Source organism: Paenibacillus sp. IHB B 3415 (genome assembly GCF_000802655.2).
GTDB classification, from domain to species: Bacteria; Bacillota; Bacilli; order Paenibacillales; family Paenibacillaceae; genus Paenibacillus_AQ; species Paenibacillus_AQ phytohabitans.
The window spans coordinates 1-23767 of the sequence record NZ_JUEI01000057.1 but is presented as its reverse complement, the minus strand read 5'-3'; the positions used below and the strand labels follow the sequence as shown (position 1 = coordinate 23767).

Annotated in this window: 20 protein-coding genes and 1 pseudogene; 10 read left to right on the top strand and 11 right to left on the bottom strand. The window is 48.1% G+C overall.

From position 1 onward, the window contains the following. The first annotated feature begins 135 nt into the window (after positions 1 to 135). From QW71_RS23320 to QW71_RS23310, 3 genes are all read left to right on the top strand, one after another. Positions 136 to 1116 carry a sugar ABC transporter permease gene (locus QW71_RS23320; protein WP_039304536.1) on the top strand — a complete coding sequence of 327 codons (981 nt, stop codon included), beginning with the start codon at positions 136 to 138 and terminating at the stop codon, positions 1114 to 1116. Positions 1117 to 1128: 12 nt separating this feature from the next. Next, positions 1129 to 2013, top strand: coding sequence for a carbohydrate ABC transporter permease (locus QW71_RS23315; RefSeq protein ID WP_039304534.1), 885 nt, complete (start codon positions 1129 to 1131; stop codon positions 2011 to 2013). A gap of 141 nt (positions 2014 to 2154) precedes the next feature. Continuing rightward, complete coding sequence (locus tag QW71_RS23310; protein WP_039304531.1) at positions 2155 to 3699, top strand: ABC transporter substrate-binding protein; 1545 nt, start codon at positions 2155 to 2157, stop codon at positions 3697 to 3699. Between the two features lie 174 nt (positions 3700 to 3873). Here QW71_RS23310 and QW71_RS23305 read toward each other — a convergent pair whose 3' ends face one another. Next, on the bottom strand, positions 3874 to 4674 hold the full coding sequence (locus QW71_RS23305) for an AraC family transcriptional regulator (protein WP_047013929.1): 801 nt from the start codon (positions 4672 to 4674) through the stop codon (positions 3874 to 3876). A 138-nt stretch (positions 4675 to 4812) separates the two neighbouring features. On the opposite strand from QW71_RS23305, the gene QW71_RS23300 reads away from it, so the two are divergent. Beyond that, a complete protein-coding gene (locus QW71_RS23300) occupies positions 4813 to 7062 on the top strand; it encodes an FAD-dependent oxidoreductase (protein ID WP_039304528.1) in 2250 nt (749 codons plus the stop codon). Positions 7063 to 7163: 101 nt separating this feature from the next. Here QW71_RS23300 and QW71_RS23295 read toward each other — a convergent pair whose 3' ends face one another. The 5 genes from QW71_RS23295 to QW71_RS23275 form a co-directional block, all read right to left on the bottom strand. Then, positions 7164 to 8279 carry a glycoside hydrolase family 105 protein gene (locus QW71_RS23295; protein ID WP_200905964.1) on the bottom strand — a complete coding sequence of 372 codons (1116 nt, stop codon included), beginning with the start codon at positions 8277 to 8279 and terminating at the stop codon, positions 7164 to 7166. Positions 8280 to 8316: 37 nt separating this feature from the next. Continuing rightward, complete coding sequence (locus QW71_RS23290) at positions 8317 to 10113, bottom strand: glycoside hydrolase family 2 protein (RefSeq protein ID WP_039304522.1); 1797 nt, start codon at positions 10111 to 10113, stop codon at positions 8317 to 8319. Between the two features lie 63 nt (positions 10114 to 10176). Next, positions 10177 to 11058 carry a carbohydrate ABC transporter permease gene (locus QW71_RS23285; protein WP_052770143.1) on the bottom strand — a complete coding sequence of 294 codons (882 nt, stop codon included), beginning with the start codon at positions 11056 to 11058 and terminating at the stop codon, positions 10177 to 10179. Position 11059: 1 nt separating this feature from the next. After that, positions 11060 to 12028: a carbohydrate ABC transporter permease gene (locus QW71_RS23280; protein WP_235441529.1), complete on the bottom strand. Its 969-nt coding sequence runs from the start codon at positions 12026 to 12028 to the stop codon at positions 11060 to 11062. A 6-nt stretch (positions 12029 to 12034) separates the two neighbouring features. Further along, on the bottom strand, positions 12035 to 13351 hold the full coding sequence (locus QW71_RS23275) for an ABC transporter substrate-binding protein (RefSeq protein WP_039304512.1): 1317 nt from the start codon (positions 13349 to 13351) through the stop codon (positions 12035 to 12037). Positions 13352 to 13669: 318 nt separating this feature from the next. On the opposite strand from QW71_RS23275, the gene QW71_RS23270 reads away from it, so the two are divergent. The 4 genes from QW71_RS23270 to QW71_RS23255 all read left to right on the top strand — a co-directional run bounded on the left by QW71_RS23270 (position 13670) and on the right by QW71_RS23255 (position 16784). Further along, positions 13670 to 14587, top strand: a complete 918-nt coding sequence (locus QW71_RS23270) for a transcriptional regulator (protein ID WP_039304509.1) — start codon at positions 13670 to 13672, stop codon at positions 14585 to 14587. A 132-nt stretch (positions 14588 to 14719) separates the two neighbouring features. Then, positions 14720 to 14965: a hypothetical protein gene (locus QW71_RS23265; RefSeq protein ID WP_039304506.1), complete on the top strand. Its 246-nt coding sequence runs from the start codon at positions 14720 to 14722 to the stop codon at positions 14963 to 14965. A gap of 86 nt (positions 14966 to 15051) precedes the next feature. Then, on the top strand, positions 15052 to 15261 hold the full coding sequence (locus QW71_RS23260) for a hypothetical protein (protein WP_039304504.1): 210 nt from the start codon (positions 15052 to 15054) through the stop codon (positions 15259 to 15261). A gap of 128 nt (positions 15262 to 15389) precedes the next feature. Next, on the top strand, positions 15390 to 16784 hold the full coding sequence (locus QW71_RS23255) for a SpoVR family protein (protein WP_039304501.1): 1395 nt from the start codon (positions 15390 to 15392) through the stop codon (positions 16782 to 16784). 277 nt (positions 16785 to 17061) lie between these two features. Here QW71_RS23255 and QW71_RS23250 read toward each other — a convergent pair whose 3' ends face one another. The 4 genes from QW71_RS23250 to QW71_RS23235 all read right to left on the bottom strand — a co-directional run bounded on the left by QW71_RS23250 (position 17062) and on the right by QW71_RS23235 (position 20296). Continuing rightward, the gene (locus tag QW71_RS23250; protein WP_039304603.1) at positions 17062 to 18000 is read right to left on the bottom strand and encodes a VanZ family protein; all 939 of its coding nucleotides are present in this window, start codon (positions 17998 to 18000) and stop codon (positions 17062 to 17064) included. A gap of 127 nt (positions 18001 to 18127) precedes the next feature. Continuing rightward, a complete protein-coding gene (locus QW71_RS23245; RefSeq protein WP_235441528.1) occupies positions 18128 to 19042 on the bottom strand; it encodes an AraC family transcriptional regulator in 915 nt (304 codons plus the stop codon). A gap of 67 nt (positions 19043 to 19109) precedes the next feature. Then, entirely contained in the window at positions 19110 to 19562 is a 453-nt protein-coding gene (locus QW71_RS23240; RefSeq protein WP_039304498.1) for a flavodoxin domain-containing protein, read from the bottom strand. Between the two features lie 146 nt (positions 19563 to 19708). Further along, positions 19709 to 20296, bottom strand: coding sequence for a TetR/AcrR family transcriptional regulator (locus QW71_RS23235; RefSeq protein WP_039304598.1), 588 nt, complete (start codon positions 20294 to 20296; stop codon positions 19709 to 19711). A 159-nt stretch (positions 20297 to 20455) separates the two neighbouring features. On the opposite strand from QW71_RS23235, the gene QW71_RS38180 reads away from it, so the two are divergent. Continuing rightward, the gene (locus QW71_RS38180; protein ID WP_052770142.1) at positions 20456 to 21181 is read left to right on the top strand and encodes a hypothetical protein; all 726 of its coding nucleotides are present in this window, start codon (positions 20456 to 20458) and stop codon (positions 21179 to 21181) included. Between the two features lie 154 nt (positions 21182 to 21335). On the opposite strand, the gene QW71_RS23225 is transcribed toward QW71_RS38180, so the two are convergent. Continuing rightward, positions 21336 to 23231 (bottom strand): PrkA family serine protein kinase, encoded by a 1896-nt coding sequence (locus tag QW71_RS23225; RefSeq protein WP_039304496.1) that lies wholly within the window; start codon positions 23229 to 23231, stop codon positions 21336 to 21338. Between the two features lie 170 nt (positions 23232 to 23401). On the opposite strand from QW71_RS23225, the pseudogene QW71_RS23220 reads away from it, so the two are divergent. Beyond that, positions 23402 to 23767: pseudogene (locus QW71_RS23220) on the top strand (hypothetical protein); the annotation flags it as partial.

Below are 23767 nucleotides of genomic sequence, written 5' to 3'. Positions count from 1 at the left end.
TTCCGCATTTTTTAACTTTTTTCCGTTTATTATAATAGCGTTTACATTCCGTGGCGGATTATGATTTGCCATGTAAAGCATTCTCCTGAATCACGGGATGAAATGATAACGCTAGCATAAAGGAGTGGACTGTATATGACGCAAGAGGCAACACCCGGCACAGCGGGACAGCTTGTCCCGGCAACGCGGACTGTCAGCGCCCGGCGCTTCCGCAAATCTCTGAGGAAGGACAGCTCGCTGTATCTGCTGGCCCTGCCGGGCATCATCATTCTGATTTTATTTGCGTACCTGCCGATGAGCGGACTGATTCTCGTCTTCAAAAACTACAACTTTAACGACGGAATTTTCGGCAGCCCGTGGGCGGGCTTCTCCAACTTCGAGTTTTTCTTTTCCAGTATGGAGGATGCCCTGCGGGCGACCCGCAACACGGTTATGCTGAATGCGCTGTACATGCTGACCGGCACTTTTTTCTCGGTGGCCATCGCCATTATATTGAACGAGCTGCGCAGCAAGTGGTTTATCAAAATCACCCAGAGTGTCATGTTCTTCCCGTACTTCATCTCCTGGATCATTATCGGAGCCATCCTGTTCTCTCTGCTCGACTATGACAAAGGGATTCTCAACCAGCTGCTGCAATCGCTTGGCCTGTCGCAAATGGACTGGTATTCGAGCCCGTGGCTGTTCGTAGTGATCCTGGTGCTCGCGAATATCTGGAAAAGTGCCGGCTACGGCGCGATCATCTACTATGCGGTGCTGCAGGGAGTCGATACCTCCTATTATGAAGCGGCCCGGATCGACGGTGCCTCCCGCTGGCAGATTATCACCAAAATCACGATACCCATGCTGATTCCTTCAATCATCCTGATGACACTGCTCGGAATCGGAGGCATGCTGAAGGGCGATCTGAGTATGATCATGGGCGTAACGTTCCTTAATCCGCTGCTACTGCCCACTACCGATATTATCGACGTCTATGTATACCGCACGGCCATCCGTTCCGGTGAATTCGGCTTCGCTTCCGCCATTACGCTCTATCAATCCGTCTTTGGATTCATTCTGGTGCTGGTAGCCAACAAGCTGGCCGGCTGGTATGACAAAGACAGCAAACTATTCTAGGAGACCGATACGATGCAAACTACTGAAAACAAAGGGCTGGTTATTTTCTTCTATGTCTGTATTGCGGTATTCTCGGTCATTTGTCTGGTGCCGTTCGTGCTGGCGGTATCCGGTTCTCTATCTACAGAGTCGAGAATTGCTGCGGAGGGCTATTCCTTCTGGCCCCGGGGGTTCACGTTCGAAACCTATCAATTCTTGTTTGGCTCCAAAGCAGAGCAGATTCTGCGGGCCTACTCCATGTCGCTGGTCGTAACAGTACTGGGCACGCTGACCGCTGTACTGGTGACAACTGCTTATGCCTACGTCATCTCCGTCCGGAATTTCCGGCTGAAGAACTTTTTCGCCTTCTTTGCCTACTTCACGATGCTGTTCAGCGGCGGCACACTGCCGTGGTATCTGCTGAGCACCAAATACTATCACCTTGGCGATACGCTGCTCGGCCTGTTCATTCCCTATGTGCTAAGTGTGTTCCTGATGTTCCTTATGGCCAACTACTTCCGCAGCATCCCGCATGAGATTGTCGAGTCGGCACAGATCGACGGGGCAGGCCATCTGCGGATTTTCTTCAGTATTATGATTCCGCTCGGCCGGGTCGGACTGGTGACGATTTCACTCTTTTATGCGCTCCAGTTCTGGAATGACTTCTATCTGCCGCTGATGCTGGTTAACAATCAGGATCTCTATACGATCCAATACCTGATGTACAACATGATGGCGAACATTCAGTTCCTGGCCTCCGGCAATGCCGCACAGGTGGGAGGCGCTATTATTGCCCCGCCGCTGGAGACCGCGAAGATGGCGATGACCTGTCTGACCGTTCTGCCGATCGCGATTCTGTATCCTTTTCTCCAGGGATTCTTCGTTAAAGGGATTATCGTGGGTTCGGTGAAAGGCTGATCCTCCGGACACATTGACCTAATATTGGTTGCATCAGGTGTGTGCTCCCATGCTCCGACATGTTGTACAATAAGCTTACGGGAGCACCGCCTTGGCAATATAAGCCTCACAGATTAATTCTAATTCAGGAGGGTGTTCATCATGACAAAGAAAAAAGGCTGGTTAAGTTTGCTCCTGGCAACTGTATTCCTGGTAAGCGGCTGTTCGCAGGGCAATAATGAAAGCGCTAACCCTGGTAATACGGACAGCAACAGCAATGGAGGCACAGCACCGGCAACGGCGGCGGGCAGCGGGACTGAAGGCACGGCTCTGGCGCCGGCCAAGCTGAAGATCGTGCTGTACGGGGACGAGTCGAACCGGATGAAGGAGCTGGCTAAGACGGAGTTCTATGATGTGGTCAAAAAAGAAATCAATGCCGAGGTTGAATTTCAGTTCCTGCCCTGGACGGAATACGGCGGCGGCAAAACGGACCTGATGCTGTCGACCGGCGAAGATTTCGCGACCTATACGGATGCCAACTATATGGTGAAATCTGTCGCCAAAGGGCTCTACACCGACCTCACTCCCTATATCTCTGCAGCAGCAGCGGATTTGAGTGCAGCAGTGGACGAGGCATCCTTCCGGGCCTTCCAGCTAGAGGGGAAACAATATGCGGTACCTGTAGGCAACAAACCGAATTCCGCTGAATTTTACAGTGTGCTGGTCCGGCAGGATCTGCTGGAGGAAGCAGGAATGACACAGGTCTCCTCCCTTGCGGAGCTTGAGCAATTCTATGATAAAGTCCATGCGCTTCACCCCGAGCTGATCGGATATGCCAACACGGACGCCCGCAGAATGCTGCAATATGACTTCACCGACAAGAATCTGTATTGGCAAAATGATTTCATCGCCCTCGATGAGTCTGCCAAGGATGATCAGATTATCAGCTGGTTCGAATCCCCAGAATTCAAGACCTATGCCGGTCTGATGCACGGGTGGTACGAGAAAGGGATCATTCCGAAATACGCCGCAACGAATGTGCCTCAGCTGCAGTCTGACTGGAACTCCGGCAAAGCAATGTTCTGGGCAGGAACCGCAGCACGTCCGTTCGAAGGCGCAGCTACCATCTCGCAGGCAGTGCCTGAAGCCAAGCTAGTTAATTATTTCCTGGGCACCGGCCGTCCAAAAATCAGCAGAGGCACCTACAGCACCGCCTTCTTCGTCTCTGCCGCGGCCAAGGACCCTGAGCGTTATGTCATGTTCTTCAACCTGCTGCAAAAAAACCAGGAGCTGTACGACCTGTTCGCCTATGGTATTGAGGGAACCGATTATACGCTGGACGCTAACGGCCGTCTGACCAAAATCAATACCGATTCACTGATTCCCGATTGGCTGCTGATGAACAAAAACTTCATGCGCTTTGACAACACCGTACCGGATGATTTCATTGCCGATTACAAAGCATGGGATGATGGAGCAATTATCTCCAAGGGCGCAGGCTTCAACTTCGACAATACTCCGGTCAAGAATGAAGAAACCAAGCTGAACGGCGTATTCACCGAATACCTGGCCCCGATCGGCAGCGGCTTCAGTGATTATGATTCTGCTTACCCGAAGGCACTTGAGCGGTTAAAAGCAGCCGGTATTGACAAATACATCGCCGAATACCAAAAGCAGTTCTCCGAGTGGTATGCGAAGCAGCAATAGAATTCAGCCGCAGCTGCACAGCGGTGTGATGATGACAGCCTTAATATGAACTTTCCTGCAGCGCGCCCTCCTTATTCGGAGAGGCGCGTTTATTGTGTAGAAGACTGCTTGCTTGCAAATTCTTCCGCGAACGGTGTGGTACCTCTTAGGCGAAACCTGATATTTGGTGAATTCTTATAGCCGGTGCAGCTTGCGGTACTTCGAGGGGGTTAAACCAAGCTTCGCACTGAACACGCGGCTCAGGTAGAAGCCATTCTCATAACCGCATTGCTGGGCGATGATTTCAATGGACTGTGTGGAATCTTCAAGCAGCCGGCAGGCTTTTTGGAGCCTGAGTCCGGTCACAAATTCTGAAGGTGTCGCCTGATACGCTGCCCGGAACCGCCGTGTTAACTGCACCGGTGTGATACTAAGCGCGGCCGCCAGCTCCTGCATCGTCATAGGGGTGCAGGCATGCTCAAGCAACCATTGCCTGGCCTTCTGCATGTCCTGATCGGAACTCTCCCCTTCGGATTGCACTTCTTCCGCCGCAAAGCTGCGCTCGATATCAAGGAGTCTCCACAAATCCTCCAGCATATGCTTCATCCTTCCAAAGCCCGGCTCCTCCTGAATGCTTCTTCCGATGTTCCTCATATAACGGTAAGTCGACAGCAGACGCTCCACATCCCTGACCGTCCACCTTCCGCCTAGCGTTGCGGCTGCTTCTTCAAGCCCCGGCTTCTCCTCCCATTCGAACTGGATGAAATGAAAGGTTAAAGTTGTGACCGTTCTCCGGTAAAAGGCCGTACCCGGCGGACATACGATGATATCCCCCCATCCGGCTTCTCCCTCATGATCTCCGAACCGGTAGGCGAATTGCCCTTGTTCAACCGCAAATATCGTCCACACAGGATACGTGTCATACTCCAGCAGGAACTGTTCCTTCTTCTCCCAATACGTATAGGCTACTGGATGAACTGACCAATTAATTCGCATGCACAACTCTCCCTCCAACCAGTAATTGAAATGAAATAAAGTATATATCAAAAGAAATTATATGCATGTTATTTGATATACAGGTCATTTATTATGAAATTACGGATATATTATCACAGTTAAGGGAGAGGTTCAACAATGCGGAAAGAAACGGTCAAAACGGATGTCACCGTTGTAGGCGGCGGTCTGGCAGGAGTATGTGCGGCGATTGCAGCGGCACGTCTGGGGCAGACGGTCGCACTAGTCAACAACCGTCCAGTGCTTGGCGGCAACTCCAGCAGTGAGGTACGGGTATGGGTGTGCGGCGCCACCTCACACGGCATTCACCGGTATGCCCGGGAGACGGGGATAATGGGGGAGCTGTTTGTAGAGAACCAGTACCGCAACAAGGACGGTAATCCATACTTATGGGATATGGTTGTGCTTGAAGCCGTGCAGGCTGAACCGAATATTCAGCTGTTTCTGAACACGGATGTGCATGAAGCCGAGGCCGGTGAGGAAGCGGGCGGCGGGCGGCAGATCCGTTCGGTTACCGGATGGATGATGGGATCAGAGCGTAGCATCCGTTTTGAGAGCCCGGTCTATCTGGACTGCACCGGGGACGGGCTGGTCGGCTTCCTGGCTGGTGCAGAATTCCGGATGGGCCGCGAAGCGCGCGATGAATTGGGCGAAGAATGGGCACCGCTGGTTGCAGATGATATCACTCTCGGCAGCACCCTGCTCTTCTATACCAAGGATGCCGGTCATCCGGTCAAATATATAGCTCCGGCTATGGCCATCGATATTACACAAACGTCAATCACCGAGAACCGCATCATCCGCAGCGGCGACAATGGCTGCGCATACTGGTGGATTGAGTTCGGCGGCGAACAGGATACCGTTCATGATAACGAGGCCATTCGCGACGAGCTATGGTCCATCATTTACGGTATTTGGGACTATATTAAGAATTCCGGTAAATTTGACGCCGGGAATATGACCCTGGAATGGGTCGGCTCCCTTCCCGGCAAACGGGAATACCGCCGCTTCGTAGGCGATTATATCTTGAACCAGAACGATATCCTTGCACAGCGTGAATTCGCGGACCGCATTGGCTTCGGCGGCTGGTCGATCGATCTGCATCCGCCGCAGGGTGTCTATGCCACCGAATCCGGCTCGAAGCATATGTATTCTGACGGCAGCTACCACATTCCGTTCCGTTCACTGTATTCCGTGAATGTGAACAATCTGCTAATGGCCGGCCGTGACATCAGCGCCTCGCATGTGGCGTTCGGGACGACCCGCGTTATGGCTACCTGCGCGGTCATCGGCGAAGCAGCCGGCACCGGCGCTGCGCTCTGCGCCGCCAAGGGGGTAACGCCGCGCGAACTGCATGCGAACCACCTGAAGGAGCTGCAGCAGACGATGCTCCGCCAGGATGCCTCTATCCTGGGTCTGAACAATGAAGACGAAGCCGACCTGGCACTCCAGGCTGCCGTCAGCGCCTCCAGCGAACGGAGCCGCTTCGCAGTGGAGCATCCGGCATTCAGTGTCCCTCTTACCACCGACATCGGTATCACCCTTCCGGTTGATCCTCTGCTTGATGGAATTGAGCTGCTGATCGATGCGAGCGAAGCAGCGGAGCTGACCGTCCAGCTGTGGGAGACCGGCCGGCCCGAGAATTATGTTCCGTATGCGCTTCTGCAATCCGCGTCGGCTTCTGTCAAATCCGGGAACCAGCAATGGGTGAAGCTTGACCTGCACTGGCAACCGGAGACGCCGCGCAATGCTTTTCTGATCATCAAGGCTAATGCGGCAATCACCCTGCATATGGCAGATCAGCCGACTTCGGGGATACTCGCCTATGGGCATAGCGACACACCGGTAGTATCCTTGGATTTCCAGAATCAGCCCGCACAGCCCGTAGTCCTGTGGGACAAAAAGAAATTTGACCATACTGCACCATGCATCCGCCTGTCTGCGCCATCGCATGCCTTCGCTGCGGTCAAAGCAACGGACGGATACCTCCGTCCTTACGGAGGCCCACATCTATGGTCCTCTGAGCAGCTGGAATCCGGCCGCGAGGAATGGCTGGAGCTGGCCTGGACCGCCCCGGTGACCCTCCGCCAGGTGCATGTTACCTTCAATGATGATGTGAATGAGGACCTGATCAACCTGCATCATCACATCACGCCTTACGAAATCCTGCCAACGCTCGTCAAGGATTATCGTATTGAAGCTTACATGGACGGCAACTGGACAGCAGTCGCCGCAGGAAGTGACAATCACAAGCGCAAGCATGTGCACACACTTGCCGAAGCTGTAACAACTGATCGCCTGCGCGTTATCGTTCTGGAGACTAACGGCAGCGAGTACGCGGAGATTATTGAGGTGCGGGTTTACGAGTAACTGGGTAAAGAAGATAAAATAGCCTAATCCTTTGGCGTAAATGCTCAAGGATTAGGCTATTTGTATCCAAGAAGAGATGAATAAATGAGCTTACGCAGGGTTTATTTTAAAGCTTCATACAAGGCAATAAGAGCCAAGGACTGTCCGTATGCCATTGGCATGAGGGTAATGTTCTTGTAATGATCTTTATCCAATCCCATACCGGTTCCGGCCGACACATTCAGTACGGTTCCATCTCCGCTAATATTTTGACATACCGACTGAATGGCCTTGTCTGCCGCAGCTTGATAGGAAGAATCCAGAATACCGGCTTTAATGCCTCTTAGGATACCTGCGGCAATGGCGGCCGAACCGGATACCTCTTCATAGCTGGTGGGGTCCTGCAGGACTGTATGCCACAGGCCGGAAGCTGCCTGAAGGGAGACCAAGGCATTGACCTGAGCTTTATACGTGTCCACCAGAAATTTCCGGAAACCCGGGCTAATTGTATCCTGGCAAGCTTCCAGGTAATCGACGATACCATAAGTGAACCAGGAATTGCCGCGGCACCAGAAGATACTGCCGAAATTATCATTACGCTCGAAGCTCCAGCCGTGGAAGAACAGGCCGGTATGCTTGTCGAACAAATACTTGATATGGAGCAGAATCTGGTGTTCAGCTTCATGCTGCCACTCCGGACGGTTGAACTTGCGCCCGGCCTGGTTCAGAAACAGAACCGCCATAAAGAGCGTATCAATCCATAGCTGTCCATTGTGCAAGTGAATTCCATCCCGGTTGCCAATCGCAGTGACCGTATGCTGAAAGCCTCCTTCATTGGTTTTGGGCAACTCATGAAGGAGCCAATCTGCATGTTCCCGGCATAGCTGTTCCAGTTGGCTGGAAGGCTCAAGCTGATCCAGGAGCAGAACCAAAGCCAAATAAGGAGCTGTAGTATTAATGTTTTTTGAAGGCAGTCCAACCTCCAGATTACGGGAATACCAATGCTGCAAAAATTCCATATAACGTTGATCGCCGTAATACTTCTGCAGCTTGTACAGACCATACAGGCCGACGCCCTGCGGCCAGTCCCATTCTTCAATTCCGAAATCCCGTTGCACAATCCCTATTCTTGTATCGGCCTGCACCACGGTTTTATCCTTTTCATAGTCGCTACCGCCCAGATTCATAAGCTTGTCTACTACCAGTCCAATTTTTTGAAGCAATATTTCATTTGTCATGGATTCATAAACTCCTTTATCATTCAATATGTTCCGGTTAAATTGTCCGCAGATGCCATTGACTATTAATTTCTTTAATTAACGACATATCGCATTTGGGTGTTCGATCATATGCCAATAGACCGTTAATTTCTTGCTCAACATCTGTTAACTGCGTATAACAATAACCATAAATAATCTTAGAAGCGTATACGGACTTCATAATTCTTTCATATTCTAGAACAAGATCCTCCGAAGATTGTGCACTGGTATATCCCCAACCATCGTCAGCGCCAGCCTTATAGCTTATACCCCCAAATTCAGTTAACAGGATTGGCTCTCCCTGATGCTCATAACCATCTGCATATACGCTGCGGGCTGATGGCTTGGAAGCAAGCAACGTTTCCTTCGTGGACAGAATCCGCTTGAATTCTTCATACTTATCGGGCTCATCTGCTCTGCCATGCTGATAATTGTGTACCGCACAAATGTCAGTTCGTGTCATTTCCCATCCATCATTCGATATCACTAATCGGGTATCATCCAAGGAATGAATAAGACTATACATGGCTAAGCTGTGATACTGCTGCTGCTTATTCGATTTCACCATCGGAATTCCCCAGCTTTCGTTAAGCGGAACCCATGCAACAATAGACGGATGATTGAAGTCACGGTCAATAATTTCAATCCATTCTTTGGTTAACCGGGCTACAGCATCACTATTGTAAGAGGCGCTGGCAGCACATTCTCCCCATACAAGGAACCCTATGCGATCTGCCCAGTATAAAAACCGCGGGTCCTCTACCTTTTGATGCTTACGGCAACCATTGAACCCTAATTCTTTAGCTAATTCAATATCTTTCTTCAGGTGTTCATCCGTTGGCGCAGTAAGTAATCCTTCCTGCCAATAACCTTGGTCCAGTACAAGCTTTTGATAATAAGGTTTGTTATTCAGATAGACCATACCATTCTCTGTATGAACTTTCCGCATGCCGAAATACGATTGTATACAATCCACCTCAACCCCATGATCATAAAGCTTCATTTCAACATCAAACAAATTAGGAGTTTCCGGAGTCCAGGTCCAGCCGGCATGATGAAAGTTTGTCCGGAATATTTTCAAACCGAATAGATCTACCGTTCTACGTGTTATAGGCTGCAGCAACCGTACCCGATCCTGAATAACAGGTACTCCCCGAAAAGAAATACGAATATCCAAATCTAATTCTTCTGATCCATATCCCTCAGATTTAACTTCTATTCCAATGCTCCCTTGATCTACATCGGGTTCAAACTTCACCTGATGAATATAAACAGGGTTTACCGCCTCCAGCCACACGGTCTGCCAAATCCCTGTAGTGCGGGTATACCAGATGCTTTCCGGCTTCTCTAACCAGAACTGTTTACCCCGGGGTATAGTTTCATCCTGTGAAAGATCCTCAACATGAACAGTCACCTGTTCCTCCTGCCCGGTTAATGCATGCGTAATATCAAAAGAAAATGGAGTGTGTCCTCCCTCGTGCATGCCGATATAATGACCATTCACATACACCCAAGCTCTATAATCTACCGCTCCAAAATGTAAGACAACACGCTTCTTATACCAACCTGGATCAAGTGTAAAATTACGCTTATACCAGACATAGTCATGAAAAGAGGTATCGTGTATTCCACTTGCAGGGGTTTGAAAAGCAAATGGAACTTGAATGGTCTGACTGAAATTTTCACTTGGATCATACCATCGCTGTGCAGCTCCAACATTCCTGTCATCAAATTCAAATTGCCATGCTCCATTTAAGTTAAGCCATGCGTCTCTAACTAACTGTGGACGAGGATATTCCATCCTATGTGACATCTATCTTCATCTCCTATCTTATCCATTCATATGTTGTTACATTGGTCAGTTCTTTATCTGTTATCATCCTTTAATTCCGCCTGCTGTAGAACCGCCAATAAAGTACTTTTGAGCAGAGAAATATACAATAATCGAAGGTATTAACCCTATAATTGACATAGCAATATTTTTATTCCAGCTAAAATCAACAGATGTCGTATCCATTGCCATTCGAAGCGCAATTGAAACAGGATACTTCTCGACTGAAGAAATATAAATTAAAGGACCCTGAAACTCAGTAAATGTCCACATGAACTGGAATAAAGCTACTGTAATAAGGGTAGGTTTAAGAATAGGGAGCAATACTTTAATTAATATATTAAAGGAGTTACACCCATCTATTGTTGCTGCCTCGTCCAGCTCCCCGGGAATCGTTCTTAAAAATTGAACCAACATATATACAAAAAATGTATCACAAGCAAATGCAGAATTGGCAATTAGAGGAACATAAGTATCCAAAAGATCTACATTCTTCCAAAAAATATACATCGGTACTCTAGTAACGATTCCCGGAAGAAAAAGAGTAGCGATCATAACTGGAAATAGCACTTTTTTCATAGGAAAGTTAAATCTTGCAAATCCATATGCAGTCAGAATACAAGAAATCAAAGTTAATAATACTTTTGGAATTACAATCAAAAAAGAGTTTAAAAAGTAGGTTCCAAATGTATACTGGCTAGAAGTCTTCCATCCTTCGATATAAGGTGTGAAATCAAAAGACTTAGGCATAAACCATATTGATTTAAAAATCTCTGTATTACTCTTAAAAGATGCCCCAAATAACCAGAGAACCGGATAAAGCATAATTAAAGTCCCTATTATCAAAAAGAAATATTTGAAATATAAAGCGATTTTTCTTTTATGGTACTCACTTCTGTTATCTTTGTTTCTCATTGCTTGCTCCATGTTATTTCCCTCCGTCAGCATAAAACACCCATTTACTTGACGTTTTGAACAGAATGGCCGTGAATATCATAATCATAATAAATAACACCCAGGACAAAGCACCAGAATATCCCATGTCAAAGTTTTTAAAAGCACTATCGTATATATACATTGGTAATAGGTAGGTGCTCTTCATTGGACCTCCACCCGTAACTAAGAATGGCCCCTCAAATTCCTGGAAGGCTTGCACAAGCTGCAAGATTAAATTAAAGAATATAATTGGGGTTAGTTGGGGTATTGTCACTGAAAAAAACTGTTTAAACTTTGAAGCTCCATCAATGGAGGCTGCTTCATATAAATCTTGCGGGATTTCCGACAACGCATTCAAAAAAATAACCATCGCAGAACCAAACTGCCAAATACGTAATAAAACAATAGTAAACATTGCTCCACTTGTGCTAGAGAACCACCCGATACTTTCCAGACCGGTCATATTTAACGCCATATTGATTAACCCATCACTTTTAAATAAGAACTGCCATAATACTGCAATAGCTACATTGGCACCTAAAATAGATGGAATATAATAGGCGGTTCTAAAAAATCCGATTCCCTTTAATTTAGCATTCATAATATAGGCAATAAGCAGTGCAAATGTTAATTTAAATGGCACGGTAAAGAATACAAATTTGATTGTGGCTTTCACCGAGATCCAGAAGGTGGGGTCACTTGTAAACATCCGTGAATAATTATCCAGTCCAATAAAAGCAGGCTTATCCAGCAGGGAGTAGTCTGTAAAGCTGTAATACAGTGACATGATAAATGGGTAGATTACAAAGAAACAAATCCCTATTAACCATGGTGTTAAATAGAATAAGCCTGTATACCTATTTTTATTCATGGCTATTCGCATTCCTCTCGTAACATTTAACGCCCAAAAATGGAATAAACCATTGTATAAAATTTCGGGCGTTAAATGATAGTTGTTCATTTATGTTTACTTTTTAAAGCTTTGTTCTTGTTCCTTGTAAGCTGCATACAGTTCCTTTGCAGCTTCTTTCGTATCGACCTCACCATAATCCAGCTTAGTGATTACATCCAGTGACACATCATTCAACTTTGCTGTATCCCATTTGAACATAGTAGAAAGCTTGCTATCATTTTTTTCATCGCCTAATTTTGTGATTTCAGCTGTTAGAGGAGTAATCAGATTGTTCTTTTCAATCACCTCTTTTCCCGCTTTGCTGTCGGGAACACCATTTTCAAGCATTTGAATTTTATTTGCTTCTTCACTATTCATTAAAAAGTTAATTAGCTTCGCAGCACTTTCTTTGTGTTTTGTTTTTTCAGGAATGGAATATACCATGGCAGGCTTCGTCCAGACACCCGTAGACTTTTCATCCTTCATTGAAAGAAAGCCAGCTACCTCTAAATCAAAGCCTTGTTCTTTTAGTTGATTTTGAATGGTATTCGTATTCGATGTAAACTCGAATAAGCTAACCCACTTTCCTTCCATTATTTCTGTTGCTGTCGCACCTTCTATTGACCCTGAGTTATCCACTTCTTTTTTGGATGGCATAATTCTTTTCTCTACCAATTCGCGATAGAAAGATAGCATGTTCTCAAAATCAGATTCTTTATAATTTAAATTCCCATTATCATCAGAAAGCGGAAGTCCGGTTTGCTGTGCTAAAATTGAGAAAAAAACGATCGGGGACGCATATTTTGACCCTACCAAATTCGCCATCGGATAATGATCCTCGGGCAACTTATCTCTCATTGCAAAAAGATCATCCCAAGATTGGGGTGCTTCAATTCCATATTTATCAGTCACCGTTTTGTTATATAGTAACGGTCTATAGACAGTTGAAAGGGGAAGCCCTAACAGTTTACCGTCCTTTTCTAAGGGCGCAAGCACATTTTGTGAAAAATTAGAAAGACCCAGTTCTTCACCCAACTCTTTCAAATCTGATAATTGATTTACATATTGATCAACCCACATGGAATCTAAACGAATAACATCAGGAGCAGTCCCTCCAGACAATTGGGTAGTCATTTTTTCTTGATAACCCGCATATCCGGCGAATTCCGCCTTAACTTTAATATTAGGATTTTCTTCTTCAAATTTACTTATAGCTTCCTGCACAGCTTTATTGCGCGAATCCCCACCCCACCAACTGATGCGAAGTTCTTCTTTTTTGCCACTTTCTTTTCCACCATTACTAGCTGAATCACTAGTTTTCCCACACCCTGAAAGAAGTGAAAAAACTAATAGTCCCGCAACAATAATAGTTAACTTTTTTGTGTGTTTCACAGTAAACCCTCCCCAAAATAACTTATTTTTCTTTGTTTCACTTGTCCAAGCAAGCAAATACTATCATGATGAAAACGTTCTTTCAAGCTTGTATCAACGTTATTCCTGATTTTCAACTTTGTGGTATACAAAAGAAAGTCACCGCTTAACTAGATCTCTTATTGTAAACAAAAAAGTTAACAATATGTTATACACTTGATTTTTCAGATACGGAAAGTATTGGCGGGGTACGAAATGTGAGTTATAATGTTCAACAGCCGCTAGAAGCTAGATTTATGAGAATTGATTCCGCTAGTAAATCCGAGTGAGGAGGTACATATGTTCTTAGAACTCGATGAGAATGGTATTTCTGTTTTGAAAGCACTGGCATCTGACACAAGAGCTTCCATTCTCAAATTATTGTTACATACGCCTCTTAATGTTAGTGAGCTCGCCAAAAAACTAAAATTAAGCAAAGCTATCGTTTCACGCCATATCCGATTACTAGAGGACGCCAAGATCATCAAGCTCCAGGAAAACTTAGAGGTTACCGATAGCAGAAAGAAGAATTTTATTCTTGCTGTTGATCATATTTCCATCAACTTACCAGAAAAACTTCATCTTCCTTTTAATGTGATTACTAATGAAATCAAGCTTGGATACTATTCTAATTTTTCAGTCACCCCTACATGTGGATTAGCTAGCCCAACTAAAGTAATCGGAAAGTTAGATGATCAACGGGCATTCGTATCCAATGACCGGATCGATGCTTCATTACTTTGGTTTGCGGAGGGCTTCGTTGAATATATTATTCCGAATGATTTTAACAAAAATTTTACTGCAGAATTATTAGAGTTATCCCTGGAGCTTTCTTCAGAGTTTCCTGAATCCAATAATAATTGGCCAAGTGATATCGCGTTTTATATAAACGATGTTTTTTTAGGCACCTGGACTGCTCCAGGAAATTTTTCAGATGTACGCGGAAAATTAACACCAACCTGGTGGGATAACAAACTTAGCCAATACGGCCTTTTAAAACATTTAAGAGTCACCAAGAAAGATACCGGAATAGACGGTCAAAAAATATCATCGGTTACACTTGCCAATTTAAAGATCGAAGATTCCCCCTTCATCAAGTTGAAGATTAGTATTGATGATCATTCTAAAAACAAAGGTGGACTTACTATTTTCGGGGAGCACTTTGGAAATTATTCGCAGAATATTCTACTTAAAATATTCTACACTGAAGCAGAATAATGAATATTTAGGCTGGGCACGGGGCTTACGCAAAAAAGGCTCTCCATGAACGATATTCATCGTTTTGGAGAGCTTTTTAATGGCCAATAATCTGATACAATATAAGGACAAACCCAATTGGAGGTGCCCGCCATGCAGTGGGAAGAAGTTCGTAAGATTTATCCCGATCAATACGTCAAGCTTCAAATCCTTGCATCACATACCGAAGGCAACACCAAGTTTGTAGATGAAGTCGCACTGATCCGTGCTATTCAAGACCCCCAAGAAGCGGCTAAGGAGTTGCTACAATCTAAGGATGGCATGATTGTGTCACATACCGCAAACAATGAGTTGAATGTTGAGATTCGAACACTGCGTCTAAGTCATGTATCGAAATAACTTCTGCTAAGCTCCTCTACCAAATGATTGCATAACAAATCATAGACCCCGTTAATGATAGAATGAGCAAAAGGAAGGTGAGCAGAATGTCCATTTCCAAGGAACAATTGGAACAGAGGAAGGATGAACAGCCTATATTTACAGATGAACAGAAGAAGAGAATGACTTCAGTTATCTTTAAAGACGATGCCGTTCTGTCACAGCTTCAACAAGCACAGAAAGATCGCAATACAGGAATTTCCACATACAGCAACAGCGAAGAGGAATTTGCACAAGTATTACAGCGTAATCGCTAATGGATTAGGCTTTTTTTCTTGTAAACGGGCTGGGCTCAATAAGCCCCTTCATCCCGCCATCATACTCCCTCCCCTCCGCCCATATACATAGGAAGAACGGTTCACAAGCTGGAAGGAGAGATGGATGCATGCCCGGTGATGAGATTAAAGCGCTGGAACGGGCGATTGCCGAGATTACGGAGATTGCTACCGGCTTCGGCCTCGATTTTTATCCGATGCGTTATGAGATATGTCCTGCGGATATCATTTATACCTTCGGTGCCTACGGGATGCCCACCCGGTTCGGACACTGGAGCTTTGGTAAGACTTTTCATAAAATGAAGTCGCAATACGATTTCGGCCTGAGCAAAATTTATGAGCTGGTGATCAACTCAAATCCGTGCTACGCCTTCCTTCTCGACGGCAACTCCCTGGTGCAGAATAAGCTGATTGTCGCCCACGTGCTGGCGCACTGCGACTTCTTCAAGAACAATATGCGCTTCTCGATGTCCAACCGGGATATGGTCGAGAGCATGTCGGCCACCGCCGACCGGATCGCCGATTATTCGGTTACCTATGGAACGGATGCGGTGGAGAGCTTCATTGATTCTGTGCTGGCTATTCAGGAGCATATCGATCCAAGCCTGATCCAGCCGCGCAAGCTGGGCAAAACCCATCTGCTCGAAGCCAAAATGAAGGAGCGCAAGGACTCCCCTCCCGGCGGTCCCGGCCCTGCGAATGCCTACAGCGAGCTGTGGGATCTGGAAAAGAGTGATGTCGTCCCGCCAACGCCGGAAACTGCCGGCAAACGAACCTTCCCTCCGGAGCCGGAAAAAGATATTGTCTGGTTCATCCAGCAGTATTCCACCGCCCTCGAAGACTGGCAACGCGATATCATGACCATGCTGCATGACGAAATGCTCTATTTCTGGCCGCAGATGGAAACCAAGATCATGAACGAAGGCTGGGCTTCCTACTGGCATCAGCGGATCATGCGCGAGCTGGATCTGACGGCCGAGGAAACGGTGGAATACGCCAAGCTCAATTCATCCGTGGTGCAGCCTTCCCGCCAGAGCCTGAATCCTTATTACCTGGGACTGAAGATCTTCGAGGACATCGAACGCCGCTGGGACCGGGATAAAATGTTTGAGGTGCGCGAGTTGGATTCCGACATCTCTTTTATCCGCAGCTACCTGTCGAAGCAACTGGTTAATGACCTTGATCTCTACGTCTTCGAGAAAAAAGGCCCGGAATGGAAAATCACCGACAAAGCCTGGGAAAATGTGCGTGACCAGCTTGTGCTGGCCCGGGTTAACGGCGGCTCACCGTACCTCGTCGTCCAGGATGCCGACTATGAGCGCAACGGCGAATTGTTGATCGCCCACCGCTACGAGAGCATCGAGCTGGATCTGAAATATCTGGAGCGCACGCTTCCGCATATCTACTCATTATGGGGCCGCACCGTACACCTGCAAACGGTTGTGGAAGACAAAAAAGCCCTTTTTACCTATGACGGCAAAAAGGTGCAGAGGAAGTTTATGTAGGTAACATGTATATTCTCGTCTAACAAGCCGCAGGCTGATTGCGATATGCAATTAAACTGCGGCTTGTTTGAAAATATAAGAATTTATACGTTGCACATGATAACTTATCCTTCTATTTCTCGCTGAAACGGTACCGTCCTTTAAGAGGACGGCGAAGCCGTTTCTACTTGTCGTATTAGACTTCCAAGTCAAACAGTTTACCAAGCGGTATCTGAAAATCCTTAAACACATCCTTTTGACTGTCCAGAAGAAACAAATCGCAGCCTGCGCTATGAACTTAGTTCCAGAAATATTGCATCCGCTTATACCCGACATCCCATATTTTTAATTCGCCCTTAATCGTGATCTTCAGCTCGTTCCCCGGCTCGAGGGGTATCCAGAATAGTGACGGGAACACTTCCGGATTACTCCGCTGATCTTCTCCAGAACCGGTCAGGATCTCCCTGCCATCCAGGGTCATACTGATGCTTCCGGAATAATCGGTTGGTTCAGGGCTTCCATAGTAGAAAGAAAAAATCGTCTGTCCCTCAGACTTATACGTGAACGTTCTGGAATCTCCGCCTTCAGCGCCATATAGGTTATAGCGGAGCGGTACCTTCTGGCCGATGATTTGAATACTGTCCGGCTTGTCTCCAGCGGATGAATTACCCGAACTGTCCGTCCATTCATGGATCGCCACAAACGGGCCCTCTACTTTAGTTGTTATTTTCTCTAACGCAGCGCCTAATCCCCATAAAGCTATTAAAAGAACCAACCCCGATATAGCCGTTGTCACCAGATTGCGCCCGAGGCTGCGGGAACGGAAACCAAGCTTGTATGCCCCAAAACCGAGGGCTGCGCCAATCGTATTCTGAAGCGCATCGTTGATATCGAAGCTGCCGAGGAACGTAAGCGCCTGGATCGTTTCCAGTACAAGAATCGCTATGAAGAATAGGGTGATGAACCGGACGAAGCTGACCCGGTACAGCCATGGAATCAATATACCGAAAGGAATAAACGCAATAGTGTTCCCGAAACCCACCATACTCATTAGGCTGGGATGCAGAAGCTCCGCCAAAGACGGTAACGTAATGAAGTTGTCGGGCATAAAAATAAAGGTGTAGCCAAGCGAGTGGTCATTCGATTCTCCTCTGCCGAAGGCGAAGAACATAAAAAAAAGTATAAACAATGTGTACAATACGGTTATAGTTAGAATAATCCTGCGTTGTTTAGCCATGGTTAACTCCTTTGCCGGATGTATATTGTTAAACTGAACTGACGGCCCCATTGTACCACATCTTTACAATTACCTGCTAAGTGGTTTCATGAAACCCTCCAGTTTAACCCTTCATCCTCTTCTGACACTACACCCCCGCCCGCTCCCGCACCGGAACATAGATCTCCATCACCGTGTCCGCCCGCGCATGGCACCGCTCGTCGTAGTACTCAAAGTTCAGCTTCCCCTCGTCGTGTACATAGCCGCTTTCCGGGAACCAGTCCTCGAAGATATATTGCCACGTAGACTTCACCACTTGGGCAAAAGTATCCGGGTTCTCCTCATCGCTGAGATCCACCGGAGGTGTCGTGAATACCGCATACTTCGCCGCCGGCACCACAGCCGTGAGCATGTCTGCGGAGACTTGGCTGAAGTCCTCCACTATAACCCCCAGCAGGTAGACGGCGTTGCCGCCATCATCTGCCGGAATACATAAGCCAACCTCCCCGTGCTTCGGCGGGTTCAGCTTGGCGTACATTTTATCCTCCAGATTGTCACCCTCATAGTAATACCAGAAGGAAGCGACGTCCTGCGTATAACTTCCGGCCTCCACGTTCGTTTCTATACCATAACCAGCCACTTTAAACACCGGTTTGCTCACCATCACGGGCTCCCTGATATAATCCCCGATTTGGTACACCGCTCTGTCCCGGAGATAGCCGTCCATCCGCGCCGCATACTGCGAAGGACTGTAGCCGAAGGCCTTGCGGAAGGCTTTGGCGAAACCGCCGGGGGTCTCAAAACCATACTCCAGCGCAATATCCGTAATCCGCCGCCCGCCAAACAGCTCTACTGCTGCCAGGGACAGCCTCCGGCTGCGCACATATTCCATGACCGGCATCTCTTGGCATTGGCTGAACATCCGGCAAAAATGATACAGCGAATACCCCGCCTGGGACGCGATCTCTTCCGCCGTCAGGTTCTCCCGCAAATGCTCCTCAATATAATCAATACTCCGCTCGATCTCCCTGCTGTAATTCAGGTGCTCCACCAGCCTTTCCATAACACAAAGCTGATTCCATTATAACAACCGGCAGCCAGCGGGTCTGTTCCAGTTTTGCTGCATTACTCTAGCTGATTAAGGAAGCTTTATCTAATAATCCAGCCGCAAACTTGCGGGCAGCCGCGAAATCCTGCTCATTGGGATGGCCTTTTTTGTCGAGATTGAAGCCCAGCGGGCTGAATTCCCCGGGGCAGTTGAAATCACCGATGACGTTACAGCCTTTAGCCGCCAGCTTTGCCTTAACCAGCGCTTTATTCTTGAATTCCCCCGACCCGGATGTGCAGAAAATAAAGACATTCTTGTCCCGGAGCGGCATCTTTTTGATGAATTTGAACATCCTGCGGTGGATTTTGGAGGCGTAAATGCCTGAACCCAAGCCAATCAGGTCATATCCGGACAGCATCTCCGGCTTAACGTCCTCCACTTTGGCCAAATCTGCACCCAGCACTTCAGCCATAGCAGCTGCAATCTTCTGTGTGTTCTTACTGCGGCCTGATCTGTAAATAATGATAGTCTTCATAATAGCGCCTCAATTCGTTATATTTTTAAAATATGAATGAACTTAATTATATTCATTCATTTCAAGCCGGAATAAAATGCCCAGTACATCCACTGAACATTTAATAGTGTATTCTGCCGCCGGCCAAAAGAAGCCGGAGACCTTTGTCAATGCTGTGTATCCGTCAAGCCTTTCATGATAAACTCGACTAAATAATCCAGGATCTGCGGAAAATAGCTAACCCCGATCTCTTCCTTGTGGATGTCAATATACGGCACGGAGTTGAACAAGGCAAGAATCATGCCGTCCTCCAGATCCTCTCTGATCTTCCCCTTGGTCTTCCAGTACCGGATTAATTCCAGCGTGCCGCTGTTCATCATTTCATGAATACCCTCTATTCCGCCATGCTCATAGAATTCCTTCTCCAGCTTGCTGAATAGAGCTTTGTTGTACCATTCCTTCAGGATTGGATTCGTATTGATCCCGCTGTAATTAAGCGCCATGATTTCTTTGAGCACTTTGGCAGGCTCGTCGTCCAGATTGACCGAAGACTGCAGGATGCTCCGCTTCAGCTTCTCGTTCTCCTGCAGATAAATATCGATGAACAGCTTCTCCTTCGAGGCGTAATAATTGTAGAACGTGCCTACGGCGAACCCGCACATTTTGGTGATGTCGGAAATATTGGTGTCCTTGAAGCCTTTGGAGCTGAACAGCTCTTTGCCGCATCTGAAAATCTCAGCCTTCTTATCTTCCATCCGTAAGCCCTCCGTGCCTGAGTGAATAATATTTAATTCATTCATAATGTAGCACAGCGCTGCTGTCATTACAACACACTTTTAACTCCCCTGAATCGTATCACTTCAAGGGTGAGATGAATAGGCTGTTGTAATTAATTGAATAATGGAGGTACCCTCATGACCTTTGAGAACGAATATCCGAACAGTCAAGCTTATCCATCCGCCTATCCTTATTCTCCGCGTAACACTTCCTTTCCTTACTCGCATTATTACCATCTGGTCCGCTCAGAACCCGGTCAAACCCTTCCGGCAACAAAAAACCAAAGTGTAAAAAATGAATTCGTAAAAGGGCATATGAACGCAGATGTCGGCAGCGGGCAAGGGATTCATGTAGATGCCGGAGGTGAAGTGGGCGGTAAACACGGCATCGGTGTAAATGCCGGCGGGAATGTAGCATACACCGGCGCTGGTATGCATGCAGGCGGCCACATCGGCAACACTTCTTATGGAATCCAGGCACAAGGTAACACCCATCTGGACAGCGGCCAGGGTCTTGGACTTAATGCAGAAGCCCAGGCCTTCGGCAAATACGGGCTGGCTGCCCAGGCAGCTACCCAGCTGGGCGGCGGCCAGGGAGCCAATTTTCATACGGGGGCACAAGCCGGAGGTGAACACGGTCTGAGTGCAGAGGCCGGCGGCCATCTGGGCTTAAGTCAAGGTGCCGGACTCCAGACCCAATTGCAGCTCGGCGGTGAAAATGGGCTCGGTGCCCAGGCCAAGGCGCAGCTCGGCGGAGGTCAGGGCGCAGGCTTAGGCGTTACCGGACAGGTAGGCAAGTATAACGGACAATTAGGCTTTACTATTGGCGGCAAAAATCAGGAGGCCAAGGAGCTTCAGGAGTAAGCCGGGCCCGGTCTATCTTTATAAGGGGAATATCCGAGCGAAGTCATAATTATGGCCGGGTATTCCCTTTTATACGAACCAGCACATATTCAGCCGTGACAGGAAAAAGGACTACCTTCCGGCAGTCCCCAAGATCCGTGAAGCTGCGTCCCCGTCAGCGGTTCAGCAGGCTTCCGACATATTTCAGCAGCTCATTGGCGCAGATCGGGCAGTAGTTATGCTCGTCAATCAGGCGGCGGCTGACTTCGTTGATGCGTTTCAGCTGGCTCTCATCCGGCGTTTTGGAGGAGGTGGTGATTTTGACGATATCCTTCAGGTCGGTGAACAGCTTCTTCTCGATCGCTTCCCGCAGCCGGTCATGGTTGTTGTACTCGAACTTCTTGCCTTTGCGGGAGTACGCGGAAATACGGATCAGAATCTCCTCGCGGAAGGCCTTCTTGGCATTCTCGGAAATGCCGATCTGCTCTTCAATGGAGCGCATCAGCCGCTCATCCGGCTCCATCTCCTCATCCGTGAGCGGGTCGCGGATTTTGGACCAGTTGCAGAAGGCTTCGATATTGTCGAGATAGTTCTCGAACAATGTTTTGGCGGATTCTTCAAAAGAGTACACAAACGCCTTCTGCACTTCGCTCTTGGCGAGAATATCGTATTCCTTGCGGGCAATGGAAATGAAGTTCAGGTAACGCTCGCGTTCCTCCTTCGTGATCGAAGGATGCTGGTCCAGGCCGTCCTTGATCGCCCGCAGCACATCCAGCGCGTTCATGCACTGCAGGTCGCCTTTGATCAAGGCGCTGGAGATACGGTTGATGACATAACGCGGGTCGATGCCGGACATCCCTTCGTCCAGGTACTCGGTCTGCATTTCCTTGAGATCGGCTTCCTTGTAGCCCTCCACCTCTTCGCCGTCGTACATGCGCAGCTTCTTGATCAGGTCCATGCCCTGCTTCTTGCTCTCCTTAAGCCGGGTCAGAATCGAGAAGATCGCCGCCGCCCGCAGCGCATGCGGGGCAATATGCACATGCTTCATATCACTTTGGCCGATGAGCTTGGCGTAGATTTTCTCCTCTTCCGAGACCCGCAGATTATAAGGAACCGGCATGACGATCATGCGCGACTGGAGAGCCTCATTCTTTTTATTGGAAATGAAGGATTTATACTCGGTCTCATTCGTGTGGGCAATGATCATCTCATCCGCCGAGATTAACGCGAAGCGCCCGGCCTTGAAATTGCCCTCCTGGGTCAGCGACAGCAGATTCCACAGGAATTTCTCATCGCATTTCAGCATTTCCTGGAACTCCATTACCCCGCGGTTAGCCTTGTTCAGCTCCCCGTCGAAACGGTAGGCGCGCGGATCGGATTCCGAGCCGAATTCCGTGATGGTTGAGAAGTCGATACTGCCCGTCAGGTCGGCAATATCCTGCGACTTCGGATCGGACGGACTGAAGGTCCCGATACCTACCCGTTCTTCCTCAGACAACAGCACACGGACTACTCCAACCTGTTCAATATCACTCTGGTATTCATTCTTCAGCCGCATCTGGCAGGACGGGCAGAGATTGCCTTCGATGCGTACACCAAGCTCCCGCTCGATCTCTGGCCGCAGCTCCAGCGGAATCAGATGCAATGGATCCTCGTGCATCGGGCAGCCCGCAATGGCATATACCGCACCTGCATCCGTACGCGAATATTGCTCCAGTCCGCGTTTGAGCAGGGTGACGAGTGTCGACTTGCCTCCACTGACCGGTCCCATCAGCAGCAGGATCCGTTTGCGCACATCCAGCCTCCGGGCGGCGGAATGGAAGTATTCCTCCACCAGCTTCTCCACCGCACGGTCCAGCCCAAAGATTTCCTGTTCAAAAAACTTATACCGTTTACGTCCGTTGATGTCCTCGACGCCGTGTGACTTAATCATGTCGTATACGCGGGAATGAGCCGTTTTAGCGGGAGAGGGGTCTAGTCTCAGCAGTTCTATATAGTCCTTGAAAGTGCCGCTCCACGCCAAACGGTCGTTCTCAGCCCGATACGAAGCTATACGCTCAAAAATATCCATGGCTCGCTGCCTCCTCTTGCGCTCCTACTTGCTCCACCAAGCTTAGAAAGTGTATTACATACCTATGCGGCGAGCCCGGAATAGTTGACCTCTTTTTTGCTGTGCTATAATAGAGAATCATGATTTCCCTTAAATAATTACGCTGCATTAAGAGCGCAGGAGTGAGTACAATGGCGATCAAACAGGAAACGGAGCTGTATGCTCCTTTGAAGAGTTTTTTTGAGCGGCAGGGCTATGATATCAAGGGTGAGGTGCGGACCTGCGACCTGGTGGGCATCCGGGAAGACGAGGATCAGCCGCTGATCGTGGAGATGAAAAAATCGTTCAACCTCGCCCTGCTGCTGCAGGGGGTGGAACGGCTGCGCCTTAGCCCGAACGTCTATCTCGCCGTGGAACGCGTGCGGGATAAGAAGGGCGCGGTGAACCAGCGCTGGGGCGAGCTCAGCGGGCTGTGCCGCCGGCTCGGACTCGGGCTGATCACCGTCGTCTTCTACAAGACGAAGGCCCCGCTCGTCGAGGTGCTCGCGGAGCCGGGC